We start from the raw sequence: 15,423 nt of genomic DNA, 5'->3' as shown, positions 1-15,423 counted from the left end.
TTTCGATTTTTATCAAATTTAAGAAATTTTATATATAATATGAATTATCCAGAATTTATTCATTTAAATGTACATAGTGATTATTCGATACAAGATGGATTAGCAAAAATAGAACAACTTGTAGAAAAAGTTTCACTATTAAATATGCCAGCAATAGCTATCACAGATTTTAGTAATATTTTTGGTTTAATAAAATTTTATAAATATGCTCATAATTTTGGTTTAAAAGCTATTATTGGAGCAGATTTTAAAATTAAAAATTTATTTAATTTAAATAATAGTAATCAATATTCAAAATTAACAATATTAATAATGAATAATATAGGTTATCAAAATTTAAAATTACTAATTTTTGACACTTATAAAAATGGTTACAATAGCCAAATTGGACCTATAATAACTTATGATCTACTTAAAAAGTATAATAAAGGATTAATTATATTATCAGGTGGAATAAATGGAGATATAGGTAAAAATATTTTACAAAAAAATTTTTTTTTAGTAGAAAAAATAATTTTTTTTTATAAAAAATATTTTTATAATCGTTTTTATTTTGAATTAAATCGTACTAATCATATATATGAAGAAAATTATATAAATTTAATTCTTAAATTTGCAAATTATTTTTCTATACCAGTTGTTGCTACTAATAACGTACGTTTTTTAAACAAACAAGATTTTTATGCACATGAAATTCGTGTAGCAATAAATAAAAGTTATACTTTAAATGAAAGTAAAAAAAAATCTAATTATAGTAAAGAACAATTTTTAAAAAGTCAAAAAGAAATGTATATTTTATTTAAAGATATACCTGAAGCACTAAATAATAGTGTAGAAATTGCTAAAAGATGTAATGTTTTTTTATCTTTAGGAAAATATTTTTTACCTAATTATTCAATAATAAAAAATATAACACCACAGAATTATCTTATCAAAAAATCTTATATAGGTTTAACAAAAAAATTAAAAATTTTATATAAAAACTCTGATTTATTCAAAATACAAAAAATAAAATATAAAAAAAGATTAGATCTAGAATTAGATATTATTAATAAAATGGGTTTTCCTAGTTATTTTCTTATAGTTATGGAATTTGTTCAATGGGCAAAAAAAAATAATATACCTGTTGGACCTGCAAGAGGATCTGGTGCTGGTTCATTAGTTGCTTATGTTTTAAATATTACAAATTTAGATCCAATAAAATTTGATCTAATTTTTGAAAGGTTTTTAAATATTGAAAGAATTTCATTACCAGATTTTGATATTGATTTTTGTATGGAAAAACGTGATTTAGTTATTAATCATGTAAGAGAAATATATGGAAATACATCAGTATCCCAAATTATAACATTTGGAACTATGACTGCAAAATCTGTAATAAAAGATGTTGGTAGAGTACTAGGATATCCGTACGATTTTCTTAATCGTATTTCAAAACTAATACCTTTAGATGTTAAAATAAGTTTAAAAAAGGCATTTATAAATAATAAAAAATTACATGATTTATATAAATCTGATATTAATATTAAAGAATTAGTAAATACTTCTCTTAAATTAGAAGGAACAATAAGAAATGTTGGTAAACATGCAGGTGGAGTTGTTATATCTCCAGATAATATTACAAAATATACGACAATATATTGTGATGATAATGGAAAAAATATAGTTACTCAATTTGATAAAAATGATATAGAAGATATTGGTTTAGTAAAATTTGATTTTTTAGGATTAAGAACTTTAACTGTTATTAATTATTCATTAAATATAATTAATAAAAAAAGATTTGAAAAAAAAAAAAAATTAATAGATATTAATAATATTAATTTAGATGATAAAAAAATTTTTAATTTTTTAAAAACTGCTAAAACTACGGGTATATTTCAATTAGAATCTGAAGGTATTAAGAAGTTAATAAAACAATTAAAACCAGATAATTTTGAAGATTTAATTGCTTTATTAGCTTTATTTCGTCCTGGACCATTACAATCAGGAATGGTTGAAAATTTTATTAATCGAAAAAATGGAAAAGAAGTAATATCATATCCTGATATAAATTGGCAACATAAAAAATTAAAACCAATATTAAAATCTACATATGGAATTATTTTATATCAAGAACAGGTTATGAAAATAGCACAAATATTAGCAGGATATAGTTTAGGTGAAGCTGATATTTTAAGAAGAGTAATAAGTAAAAAACAACATGAAAAAATGTCAAAACAAAGAAAACGTTTTTTACAAGGTTCTCAAAAATTAAAAATTAATAATATTTTATCTATGAAAATATTTGATTATTTAGAAAAATTTTCTTCATATGGATTTAATAAATCTCATTCTGCTGGATATGCTTTAATATCTTACCAAACTTTGTGGTTAAAATTTTATTATCCTTCAGAATTTATGGCGGCTGTTTTAACATCGGAAATGGATAATATAAATAAAACTATTAATTTAATATCTGAATGTAAAAATATGAAAATTAATGTTTTACCTCCTAATATTAATAATAGTTCCTATAAATTTAATGTTGATAAATATGGTAATATTATATATGGACTAGGAGCAATAAAAGGAATTGGTGAGCAACAAGCATATAATATAATTAATATAAGAAAAAAAAATAATTTTTTTAAATCTATATCTGATTTTCTTATTAAAATAAATTTAAAAAAAATAAATAAAAGAATTTTAGAAGTACTAATAACTTCTGGTTCATTAGATTGTTTTAATTTTAATAGAGGAATTTTAATAAATAATTTAGAAAAAATTATAAAAATAACTAATAAATATTTACAAGAAAAAAAAACAGGTCAAATAGATTTTTTTAATATAAATAATAAAAAATTATTAATAGATAAAAAATTTATTGATAATAACATAAATTATTTTTGGTCTAAAAAAAATATTTTAATAAAAGAAAAAAATACTTTAGGATTTTATTTAACAGGTCACCCAATACATATTTATTTTAAAGAAATTATGTTTTATACTAAAAATAGAAGTATTAATAATATAATTATGAATTATAAAAAAAATATTTATTTACCTATAACAATAGGAGGTATAATAAGTAATATTCGTAATTCTTATAATAAAAAAAAACAAAAAATTTTTATTTTTAATTTAGATGACAGTACTAATATAATTGAAGTACATATATTATTAAATAAATTAAATAATAATTTAATTATATTAAATAATATTGTAATAATACGTGGAATTATATATTTCAATAATTTTAAAAAATTATTTATATGTGATGCTTTTCATATAAAAGATATTGAAGAAACTAGAAAAAAATATTTACATAGTATAAATATTATTTTTATGAATGATTTTTTTTTAAAAAAAAATTCTTTTTTAAAAAATCTTAAAAAATTAATTTTTTTTGATAAAAATCATGATAAAAATTTAATACAAATATATTTTTATTCTAATTTTTTTGGTATAAAAAAAAAAATATTTTTTAAAAAATTTTACTATATTTCAATTAATGAAAATAAATTTATTTATTTACTAGATAATAATAATAATAATAATATTAAATTTGAATTTAATTAACTCAATTAAATATTTTTTTTAAAAATAAAATTATGTTAATAAAAACTGAGATACAATTAATGTTATGTAAATTTAAAAAAATACTATTAGCATATAGCGGAGGTATAGATTCTACAGTATTACTATATAATTTAGTAAAATTAAGAGAAAAATATCCAATTTTATTAAGAACTATTCATATTAATCATAATTTACACATTTTATCAAATAATTGGTCTAAAATATGTAGGTTACAATGTCAAAAATGGAACGTTTTATTTATAAAAAAAAATATAAAAATTACACAAAAAAATAATATAGAAAAATATGCTAGAATAAAAAGATATAAGATTTTTGAAAATATTATTAAAAATGATGAAATTTTAGTTACTGCTCATAATTTAAATGATCAATGTGAAACTTTTTTACTTGCTTTAAAAAGAGGAAGTGGCCCTAAGGGATTATCTGGAATATCTAAAATAAGTATATTAAATAATATAAAATTATTTCGTCCTTTTTTAGAGATTACTAGAAATCAAATATTTAAATATGCTATAGAAAAAAAAATAAGTTGGATAGAAGATCCTAGTAATAAAGATATAAGATATGACCGTAATTTTTTAAGAAATATTATTTTACCTAAAATTATAAATAGATGGCCTTTTTTTAATTATTCAGTCAATAGATCTTCAATAATTTGTCAAGAACAAGAAAAACTTTTAGTAGATTTAATGAATCCAATATTAATGAAATTAATACAAAAAAATAATAGTTTATTCATTACTCCATTATATAAATTTAGTACAATAAAAAGAAATTTTATAATTAGAAGATGGATTGAATATAATAAATATTATTATATGCCTTCTAGAAGAATGTTATTTATTATATGGAATGAGATTATTTGTTGTAAAAATAATAATAATCCACAAATTAAAATAGGAAAATATATTATTCGTAAATATAAAAATTATTTGTTTTGTATAAAATATTTTAATAATTTGAAAAATATTTTATTAACATGGGATAATTTAAATGTTCCATTTATATTACCTAATAAATTAGGAAAATTAGTAACATTAGATACTAATATAAATTATAAAGATAAATTTATAAATATAAGAAAACCAAATTATCATGAAAGTGTATATATAAAGTTTAATATTACAGGTAAATATTATTTTAATGAATTAAAATGTAAAAAAAATATAAATGATATATGGAAAAATTTATTAATTCCTAAGTGGAAAAGAGAACAAATACCGTTATTATTTTATAATAATGAATTCATTGCAGAACTAGAAAATAATTTGGTTACAAAAGAAGGAAAAATTTCTTCAAATAACAAAAATAATTTTTTTATTTTTTGGGAAAAAAAATATTAAAACACTTGTTTAATTTAATTTTTTTAAAAATAAAATCAGTAATTAAATCTAAAGAAATAATATCTTTAAATCCTGTTTTTCTATGTCTATATTCAACATTATTATTAATAATATTATTATTATTGATAATAATAATATATGGTATTCCAATAATATCTATATCTGAAAACATAATACCAGGATTTATTTTTCTATCATCTAATAGAACTTCTATACCTAATGAAATAAATTTTTTATAAATTAAAAAAGATTTTTTTTTTACCATAGGATGGTTATACATATTAATAGGAATAATAGCTATTAAAAAAGGAGCTAGTAACGAATTAGGCCAATATATACCTTTTAAATCATAATTTTGTTCTATAACAGCAGCAATTAATCTTGATATGCCAATTCCATAACAACCCATATATAAATGTTGTTTAATTTTTTTTTTATTATGAATATAAATATTCATTGATTCAGAATATTTTTTTCCAATTTTAAAAATATGAGCTATTTCTATACTATTTTTAATTTTTATTGAATTTTTTTTTAATTTTTTATCTAAAAAATAATAATTATCTTTAAAAAAGAAAATTTTACTTTCTCCATTTTTTGATAAAACATGAAATTCATGAGAAATATTTCCACCAATAACACTATTATTTGCTTGTATTACGAAATAATTTATTTGTATTAAATCAAAAATTTTTCTATAAGTATTTAATACAACTTCATATGTTTGTTGTAGACATTTTTTATTCATATGAAATGAATAACTATCTTTCATTATAAATTCTTTAGAACGTATAACTCCTAAACGAGATCTTATTTCATCTCTAAATTTTGTTTGTATTTGATATAAATGAATAGGTAAAGATTTATAAGATTTAATTTCATGATTTATTAAATAATTAATAACTTCTTCATGAGTAGGGCCTAAAATAAAACTATTTTTTTTTCGATCTAAAATTTTTAATAATTCTTCACCATAATCATTTATACGTCCACTTTTTTCCCAAAGATAACTAGGATGTATCATGGGTAATAATAATTCTATTGCATTTATATTATTCATTGTAAAACGTATTATTTTTTCAAAATTTTTAATTACTCTCAATCCACTTGGCAACCAAATATATATTCCAGAAGATAATTTTTTAATCATTCCTGCTTTAATCATTAAAGAATAACTATTTATATTTTGATTATGTATTTTATTTTTAGATGTAAAAAATAAATATTTAGTAGTTAACACTAAAACCTCTTTTAAAATTAATTATTAATAAATAATATTATTTTTTTTATAATTTAAATAATTTAACCAATTTAAAAATAATAAATTACCATGACTTTTCCAGTTAATTTGAGGTATTAAATTGGGATTGTTTAGAGGATAATAATTATAAGGTATATCTATATTTTTTTTATTTTTTTTTAAATTGTTTAAATATTCTTCATGTATTGTTAAAGAATCATATTCTGGATGTCCTGTAACAAATATATATTTATTATTTTTACTAGTAAAAAGATAAACACCTGATTCTTTTGAATAAGAAATAATTTTAAAATTATTATAATTTTTAATAAAATTTAAAGAAAAATTAGAATATCTTGAATGTGGTACAAAAAAATAATCATCAAAACCTTTAGTTAAAAAATTATTTTTTAATAAAATATTATGTTTAAATATACCTAATATTTTTTTTTTATGAATTTTTTTTGGAATATTATATAATATATTTAATACAGCTTGTACAGACCAACATATGGATAAAATAGAATTAACATGATTTTTAGCCCAATGTATTATTTTTACAAATTCTTTCCAATATCTTATATTAATAAAATCAATTAAACCTAAAGGTGCTCCCGTAATAATTAATCCATCATAATACTTACTAGATATTTGTTCTAAATTAATATAAAATTTTTTAATATGCTTAATGGATAAATAATTAGATGATTTTTTATCATAAACACATAATAGAGATAAATCTATTAATAATGAAGAATTAGATAATAACCTAATTATTTGATTTTCTGTTTCAATTTTTTTAAACATTAAATTTAATAAAATTACTTTAATTTTATTTGGATATTTTTTATTTGCAATTTTTTGTAATAAAAATATATTTTCTTTTTTTAAAAAATTAATAGCAGGTAATTTTTTTATAACTAAAACGGGCATATTCCTTTATTCCTTATTTAAATATTTATATAAAATTATGTTAGAATTATGAAAATTAAATTTTTTATTAAAATATAATAAAATATTTAAATAAAAATATATTACTATTTTAGTAGTAAGAAAATTTATGTTTTTTATGTAAAGTTATATCACATATTCCTTTAATACTAGGAAAATTATTTAATAATTCTTTTTCTATTTGATTTTTAAGAGTATATTGACTCATTGCACAACCTTGACAACCACCACGAAATTCTAATAACAAAATATTATTTTTAGTTATTTCTTTTAATACAATAAAACCACCGTGTAATGATAATTTAGGATTAATTATATTTTTTATAAAAATATTAATATTTTTTTTTAAATCTTTAGTTTTTACATTATTTTCTTTATATTTTTTATTTAAAAAAATGAATTCTAATTTAGAAGATAATTCTTTTTTTATTAAATCAATTTTAATATTTTTTAAAAATTTAAAACTATTTATTTCTATAAATATAGAAAATTTTTTAAATTCTAATTTAATATCATCATTTTTAATTTTTTTTATATTACAAAAAGAAACATTACCTTTTAAAATATTATTTTTTGTTAAAACAAAAATTCTAATATATGTATTAATATCTTTTTGAGATAATAAATCTAAAAAATATTTTTGAGCTGATTTTGTAATCTGTAACATAATTAAAAAAATAATTAAAATTATTAAAGTATCTATTTTAGATAATATATGTTTTAAAAAAAAAAACAATATATTTAATAATATATTTTTTATAAAAAAATATTTTAAATATTAATTTTTTATTATAAAATGAATTAGATCTATCATTTAATTATTTTAATTACTTAACTTAAAATATATAAAGGTTAGTGAGAAATAATATATGCGTCCAATGCTTAATATTGCTATACGTATAATACGTAATATTGGTAATATCATTATTAAAAATTATGAAATACAAAATATAAATTCCGATTATAATAAACATAATATTAATTTATTTATAAAAAAAATTAATAAAAATTTAAATAATATGATTACTAAAGTAATTTATGATATATACGCAAAAAATATTACTTTTTTATGTAAAAAAAAATTTTTTATTTTTAAATATAAAAAAACTGTATGGATTATAAATCCTTTAGATGGAATTATTAATTTTTTTAAAAAATTACCTCATTTTTCAATATCTATTGCTATTTGTATAAAAGGAAAAACTGAAATTTCTTTAGTATATGATCCATTAAAAAATGATTTATTTACAGCAATAAGAGGACAAAATGCTCAACTAAATGGTTATAAATTACGTTGTGATAAATATTTTCAAAATAAAAATTTATTATTTGCTTTAAATACTAATTATATGTTTTTTACAAAAAAAAAAAATGTTGATTTAATCAATTTATTTATTAAAAATTTAATTTCACTTAGAATAAGTGGTTCTATTTCTTTAGATTTAGCATATTTAGCTGCAAATAAAATTGATTGTTATTTAAATAATAATGTACAAAATTTTAATTATTTACTTGCTGGAGAATTAATTATTAAAGAATCAGGCGGATTAATAACAGATTTTGTAGGTAATTGTAATTATAAAAATTCTACTAACATATTAGCAGGTAATGCTGATATTATAAAATTAGTAATTTCTAAAATTAAATAATTTATAAATTATAATTATTTTTTAATAATAAAAAAATTATTTAATTATAAATATATAAAAAATATAATTTAAATTATAAAATTAAAAGTCCCGGACATATCATAATGATTATAAAAAAAATAAAAAATAAAATAAAATCTAAATTAGAACCTATATATTTAAAAATTAATAATAATAGTCATAATCATAATAATCATATATCAAATTTAATAACTCATTTAGAAATTATTATTGTTAGTAATTTTTTTATTAAAAAAAAATTAATTAGTAGACATAGATTAATATATCATATTATAGGTGATATATTAAAGGATATTCATTCATTATCTTTATATACTTATACATCTGTTGAATGGGAAAAAATTAAAATTCATAAAATATAAAATATACATTATCTACATATTATATAAAAAATTTTTCATTTTTAAAAAAGGATAATAATTTTGTATAAAAAAAATAATAAAATTTTTAAAAAACATCAAATGTATACAATACCAATTGTAATAGAACAAACCTCTAAAGGAGAGAGATCATATGATATTTTTTCAAGATTATTAAAAGAACGTATTATTTTTTTAACCGGTACTATTGAAGATAGTATGGCTAATTTAATAGTTGCACAAATATTATTTTTAGAATCAGAAGATCCAAATAAAGATATATTTATTTATATAAATAGTCCAGGAGGCATTATTACATCAGGAATGTGTATTTATGATACTATGCAATTTGTTAAATCAGATATTAGCACTCTTTGTATAGGACAAGCATGTTCAATGGCTGCTTTTTTATTAGCAGCTGGGAAAAAAAATAAAAGATTTTGCTTACCTAATGCTAGAATAATGATACATCAACCAATAGGAAGTTATCAAGGTCAGGTAACTGATATAGAAATTCAAACTCAAGAAATTTTAAGAATAAAAAATTACCTAAATAAACTTTTTGCACTTCATACAGGTAAATCTATTGAAATTATTGAAAAAGATACTAATAGAGATAGATTTTTAACAGCTAAAGAAGCGATAAGATATGGTTTAATAGATGATATTATTTCTAATAAAAATAATATTATTACTTAGTTTTATAAAATTATAAAAATTACTACTTATTAATTTTTAAATGAGGTTTTTGATGATAAAAAAAAAGGATAATTTAAATAAAATATTATATTGTTCTTTTTGTAAAAAAACACAGAATGAAGTTATTAAATTAATATTAAGTGATAATAAAGTTCATATTTGTAATGAATGTATTACATTATGTAATAATATTTTACAAAAAGAAAATCAAAAACAATATAAAAATTTTAATAAAAATAATTATTTAAATTTACCTACACCACATAAAATTTTTAATTATTTAAATAATTATGTGATTAGTCAATCACAAGCTAAAAAAATACTTTCAGTATCAGTATATAATCATTATAAAAAATTAAAAAATTATAATAAAAAAGATAATATAATAGAAAAAAGTAATATCCTTTTATTAGGACCTACTGGTAGTGGTAAAACATTATTAGCTGAAACATTAGCACGTTTTCTTAATATACCTTTTGCTATTGCAGATGCAACTACTTTAACAGAAGCTGGATACGTAGGAGAAGATGTAGAAAATGTTATTCAGAAATTATTACAAAATGCTAATTATGATATAGAAAAAACAGAAAATGGTATTATATATATTGATGAAATTGATAAAATTGCACGTAAATCAGAAAATGTTTCTATAACAAGAGATGTTTCCGGAGAAGGTGTTCAACAATCTTTATTAAAATTAATTGAAGGTACAATTGCCTCTATACCACCACAAGGTGGACGGAAACATCCGCAACAAGAATTTATTAAAATAAATACTAAAAATATATTATTTATTTGTGCTGGATCTTTTTATGGATTAGAAAAAATTATTTTAAATCGATTAAATAGTTCTAGTAAAATAGGATTTCATATAAAAAAAGAAAAAAATTCAAATAAATTTTGTAATAAATATAAAATTTTAAAAAAAATTTTACCCGAAGACTTAATAAAATTTGGATTAATACCAGAATTTATAGGACGTTTACCTATTATAGTTTCATTAAATGAATTAAATCAAAAAAAATTAATAAAAATTTTATTAGAACCCAAAAATTCTCTTATTAAACAATATCAAACCTTATTTAAATATGAGAATATTAAATTAAAATTTAAAGATGATGCTATTGAATTAATAGCTAAAAAAGCATTATTATTAAATACTGGGGCTAGAGGACTAAGATCTATTTTAGAAAAATCATTATTAGATATAATGTATGATACACCTTCAATAAAAAATATAAGTAAAATTATAATTAATAGTAATGTTATTAATAATATTTCCCAACCTATTATAGAATATAAAAATAATAGTTAAAATATAATTAATTTTAATTTTATATATAAAAATATATTTTATAATATAATTATAATAAAGAGAAAAATTTATGAATTCTGAAATTTCAGAACGTATTGTAATTCCTGTATTACCATTACGTGATGTAGTAGTATATCCTCATATGGTAATTCCTTTATTTATTGGTAGAAAAAAATCTATTCGTTGTTTAGAAACAGCAATGCATAATGATAAAAAAATTATGTTGGTTGCTCAAAAAGAAGCATCTAATGATAATCCTAATATTAATGATTTATTTAGTGTTGGAACAATTACTTCTATTTTACAAATGTTAAAATTGCCTGATGGAACAGTAAAAATATTAGTAGAAGGTTTATATAGAGCAAATATAAAAGTTTTATCAGATAACGATAATTATTTCACAGCTGAAATAGAATATTTATCTTCGCCTAATCTTGAAGTTAAAGAACAAGAAATATTAATAAGAACAGCTATTAATCAATTTGAAAGATATACTAAATTAAATAAAAAAATTCCTCCAGAAGTTTTAAATTCCTTAAATAATATTAACGATGCAGCAAAATTAGCTGATACTATAGCAGCACATATGACTTTAAAATTATCTAATAAACAATTAATATTAGAAATGTCAAATATTAATGAAAGATTAGAATATTTAATGGCTATAATGGAATCAGAAATTGAATTATTACAAGTAGAAAAAAAAATTAGGAATAGAGTTAAAAAACAAATGGAAAAAAGTCAAAAAGAATATTATCTCAATGAACAAATGAAAGCTATACAAAAAGAATTAGGAGAAACAGATGAATATTTTGATGAAAATAAAATATTAAAAAAAAAAATAAAATTAGCAAAAATGCCAAAAGAAGCAAAAGAAAAAACTTATGCCGAATTAAAAAAATTAAAAATGATGTCTCCTATGTCAGCTGAAGCAACAGTTGTTAGAGGATATATAGAATGGATGATACAAATTCCATGGAATAAAAAAAGTAGATTAAAAAAAAATTTATGTAAAGCTAAAAAAATATTAGATCAAGATCATTTTGGTTTAGAATCTGTTAAAGAACATATTTTAGAATATTTAGCAGTACAAAATAGATCTAATAAAATTAGAGGACCAATTTTATGTTTAGTAGGTCCATCTGGAGTAGGTAAAACATCATTAGGAAAATCTATAGCAAAAGTAACAGGAAGAAAATTTATTAAAATAGCATTAGGAGGAATAAAAGATGAAGGAGAAATAAGAGGTCATCGTCGTACATATATTGGTTCTATGCCTGGTAAAATAATACAAAAAATAATTAAATCCGGAGTAAAAAATCCGTTATTATTATTAGATGAGATAGATAAGATTTCATATGATATGAGAGGAGATCCTGCAGCAGCATTATTAGAAGTTTTAGATCCAGAACAAAATGTTTCTTTTAACGATCATTATCTTGAAATAGATTATGATTTATCTAATGTTATGTTTGTAGCAACTTCAAATTCTTCTATTAATATACCATTACCTCTTTTAGATAGAATGGAAGTAATTAAAATATCTGGTTATACAGAAGATGAAAAATTAAGTATAGCACAAAAATATTTGTTACCTAAACAATTTACAAATAATGCTTTAAAAGAAAAAGAATTATTTATAAATGATAAAGCAATTATAAATATAATAAGATATTATACTAGAGAATCTGGAGTAAGAGGATTAGAAAGAACATTATCTACTTTATGTAGAAAAACTGTTAAAATGATTTTAATAAAAAAAAATGTTAAATCAATTGTAATTAATAATTCTAATTTAAAAGATTATTTAGGTGTAAAAAAATTCGATTATGGAAAAGCGGAAAATGAAAATATTGTAGGACAAGTTACCGGATTAGCATGGACAGAAGTTGGAGGGGAATTATTAACAATTGAGACTGTATGTATACCTGGAAAAGGAAAATTAACTTATACAGGATCTTTAGGAGAAGTAATGCAAGAATCAATACAAACTGCATTAACTGTAGTAAAAGCAAGAACAGAAAAATTAAATATTAATAAGGAATTTTATAAAAATATAGATATTCATGTACATGTTCCAGAAGGAGCTACACCAAAAGATGGACCTAGTGCTGGAATATCTATGTGTACAGCTCTGGTATCAAGTTTAACTAATAATCCTGTAAAAGCAAATGTAGCTATGACCGGAGAGATTACTTTAAGAGGACAGGTTCTTGCAATAGGAGGATTAAAAGAAAAATTATTAGCCGCTCATAGAGGAGGTATTAATATTGTTTTAATTCCAGAACAAAATAAAAGAAATTTAGAAGATATACCAAAAAATATTATTGCAGATCTAAAAATTTTTCCAGTAAAAAATATTGAAGAAGTATTATTATTATCTTTACAAAATAAACCATATTAAACTTTGAATCAATAACTATTTTTTCAAATAATTTTTTATACAAAAATATTTATAATAAAAGTAAATGATTATTATGTTAAAAAAAATAATTAATTTAACTAAAGAACTTATTCAGTGTCGTTCTATTAGTCCCTTTGATGCAGGATGTCAAAATATATTAATAAAAATTTTAAAACAATTAAATTTTCATATTAAATTAATTAATATTAAAAATACAAAAAATTTTTGGGCATTTCATAATGGTAATAATAAAAATAATAATACCTTAGTTTTTGCTGGACATACAGATGTTGTTCCTCCAGGTGATATTAAAAAATGGAAATTTGATCCATTTAAAGCTATCATAAAAAATGATATATTATATGGAAGAGGAGCTTGTGATATGAAAGGATCCTTAGCCGCAATGATTATTGCGGCTAAAAAATTTATTACAAAATATCCTAATTATAATGGTCGTTTAGCTTTTATTATTACTTCTGATGAAGAAGGTAACGCAAAAAATGGTACTATTCAAGTTATTAATAAATTAATAAAAAAAAAAGAAAAACTGGATTATTGTATAATAGGAGAACCTACAAGTAATAAAATTATAGGAGATATTATTAAAAATGGAAGAAGAGGTTCATTAAATATTAAATTAAAAATTATAGGTGTACAAGGACACGTTGCATATCATAAATTGGCAAAAAATCCCATACATATGGTAGTACCTTTACTAAATAAATTATTATTAATTAAATGGAGTAAAAAAAGTTATTTATTTCCTGAAACTAGTATGCAAATAACAAAAATAAGTTCTGATATAAAAAATAATAATATTATACCAGGAAATATTATTTTATATATAAATTTTCGTTTTAATAATGAAATTTATTATAAAGATATTTTAAAAAAATTAAATTATATTATAAAAAAATATATTGTTAATTATGATATAAAATGGAATTTATCAGGATTACCTTTTTTAAGTATTTATGATAATTTTAAAAAAAATAAAAATTTATTAAAAATAGTAAAAAAAAATATTAATTTAATAAATAATATTAATCCAAAATTAATTAATAATGGAGGTACTTCTGATGGAAGATTTATTATTAAAACTGGTGCACAAATAGTGGAATTAGGATTAATTAATTCTACTATTCATAAAATTAATGAATGTGTATATATCAATGATTTAAATATAATATATAAAATATACTATAAAATAATAAAAGAAATTCTTATTTTATAAATTTTATAATAAAATAATTTTTTATTTAAAATGGTAAAATATATAAATTTATATTTTAAATAAATATAAAAATTCTAAATTTAAAATTATATAAATTAAAATTTTATTTATTAATATTAATAATATCTGTTGCTGATCCTAAATATATTTCTGCTGCTATTCCAATAGATTCATAAAAAGTAGGATGAGCATGTATAGTTAAAGCAATATCTTCTACATCACATCCCATTTCAATTGCTAAACTAATTTCTCCTAATAATTCTCCTGCATTATATCCAATAACACTTCCACCAATAACTCGATTAGAACTTTTTTCTATAATTAATTTAGTTAATCCATTTTTTTCATCAGAAGATATAGCTCTTCCTAAATTTTTCCAAGAAAAAGATGAAGTTTTATAATCTATATTATTTTTTATAGCATTTTTTTCTGTTATTCCTACCCAACCTATTTCTGGATTAGTATACGCAATTGATGGAATCACTTTAGGAATAAAATAATGATTTTTTCCAGCAATAACTTCTGCAGCTAAATGTCCTTCATGAATTCCTTTATGTGCTAACATAGGATTACCTACAACATCTCCTATAGCATATATATTTGGAATATTAGTTTTCATTTGATTA

11 protein-coding genes and 1 pseudogene are annotated in these 15,423 nt (G+C 19.1%); 8 read left to right on the top strand and 4 right to left on the bottom strand.

Annotated elements, in window-relative coordinates:
* Window positions 1-39 precede the first annotated feature (39 nt).
* Together dnaE and tilS are read left to right on the top strand one after the other, a co-directional pair.
* Window positions 40-3,561: a DNA polymerase III subunit alpha gene (gene dnaE, locus GJT91_RS01100; RefSeq protein ID WP_168868417.1), complete on the top strand. Its 3,522-nt coding sequence runs from the start codon at window positions 40-42 to the stop codon at window positions 3,559-3,561.
* 32 nt (window positions 3,562-3,593) lie between these two features.
* A complete protein-coding gene (gene tilS / locus GJT91_RS01095) occupies window positions 3,594-4,925 on the top strand; it encodes a tRNA lysidine(34) synthetase TilS (protein WP_168868416.1) in 1,332 nt (443 codons plus the stop codon).
* On the opposite strand, the gene GJT91_RS01090 is transcribed toward tilS, so the two are convergent.
* From GJT91_RS01090 to GJT91_RS01080, 3 genes are all read right to left on the bottom strand, one after another.
* Window positions 4,900-6,165, bottom strand: coding sequence for an aminoacyl--tRNA ligase-related protein (locus tag GJT91_RS01090; RefSeq protein ID WP_168868415.1), 1,266 nt, complete (start codon window positions 6,163-6,165; stop codon window positions 4,900-4,902). The two genes, tilS and GJT91_RS01090, sit on opposite strands and share 26 nt — an antisense overlap.
* 24 nt (window positions 6,166-6,189) lie before the next feature.
* Window positions 6,190-7,098, bottom strand: coding sequence for a homoserine O-acetyltransferase/O-succinyltransferase family protein (locus GJT91_RS01085; protein WP_168868414.1), 909 nt, complete (start codon window positions 7,096-7,098; stop codon window positions 6,190-6,192).
* A gap of 109 nt (window positions 7,099-7,207) precedes the next feature.
* The gene (locus tag GJT91_RS01080) at window positions 7,208-7,783 is read right to left on the bottom strand and encodes a NifU family protein (protein ID WP_168868413.1); all 576 of its coding nucleotides are present in this window, start codon (window positions 7,781-7,783) and stop codon (window positions 7,208-7,210) included.
* Window positions 7,784-7,985: 202 nt separating this feature from the next.
* Here GJT91_RS01080 and GJT91_RS01075 point away from each other — a divergent pair, with 202 nt between their 5' ends.
* The 6 genes from GJT91_RS01075 to dapE all read left to right on the top strand — a co-directional run bounded on the left by GJT91_RS01075 (window position 7,986) and on the right by dapE (window position 14,797).
* Window positions 7,986-8,765 (top strand): inositol monophosphatase family protein, encoded by a 780-nt coding sequence (locus GJT91_RS01075; RefSeq protein WP_168868412.1) that lies wholly within the window; start codon window positions 7,986-7,988, stop codon window positions 8,763-8,765.
* Between the two features lie 104 nt (window positions 8,766-8,869).
* A complete protein-coding gene (locus GJT91_RS01070; protein ID WP_168868411.1) occupies window positions 8,870-9,148 on the top strand; it encodes a BolA/IbaG family iron-sulfur metabolism protein in 279 nt (92 codons plus the stop codon).
* Window positions 9,149-9,208: 60 nt separating this feature from the next.
* Window positions 9,209-9,844 carry an ATP-dependent Clp endopeptidase proteolytic subunit ClpP gene (gene clpP, locus GJT91_RS01065; RefSeq protein ID WP_281352645.1) on the top strand — a complete coding sequence of 212 codons (636 nt, stop codon included), beginning with the start codon at window positions 9,209-9,211 and terminating at the stop codon, window positions 9,842-9,844.
* Between the two features lie 52 nt (window positions 9,845-9,896).
* Window positions 9,897-11,159, top strand: a complete 1,263-nt coding sequence (clpX, locus tag GJT91_RS01060; protein WP_425483094.1) for an ATP-dependent Clp protease ATP-binding subunit ClpX — start codon at window positions 9,897-9,899, stop codon at window positions 11,157-11,159.
* Between the two features lie 70 nt (window positions 11,160-11,229).
* Window positions 11,230-13,563 carry an endopeptidase La gene (lon, locus tag GJT91_RS01055; RefSeq protein WP_168868409.1) on the top strand — a complete coding sequence of 778 codons (2,334 nt, stop codon included), beginning with the start codon at window positions 11,230-11,232 and terminating at the stop codon, window positions 13,561-13,563.
* 73 nt (window positions 13,564-13,636) lie between these two features.
* Window positions 13,637-14,797, top strand: coding sequence for a succinyl-diaminopimelate desuccinylase (gene dapE, locus GJT91_RS01050; protein ID WP_168868408.1), 1,161 nt, complete (start codon window positions 13,637-13,639; stop codon window positions 14,795-14,797).
* A gap of 103 nt (window positions 14,798-14,900) precedes the next feature.
* Here dapE and GJT91_RS01045 read toward each other — a convergent pair.
* Window positions 14,901-15,423, bottom strand: a pseudogene (locus GJT91_RS01045) (dihydrolipoyl dehydrogenase); the annotation flags it as partial.

Origin of the sequence: Enterobacteriaceae endosymbiont of Donacia semicuprea, from assembly GCF_012570535.1 — a bacterium.
Classification (GTDB): domain Bacteria; phylum Pseudomonadota; class Gammaproteobacteria; order Enterobacterales; family Enterobacteriaceae.
The sequence above is the reverse complement of the archived record's forward strand: the minus strand, read 5'-3'. Positions and strand labels throughout refer to the sequence as shown.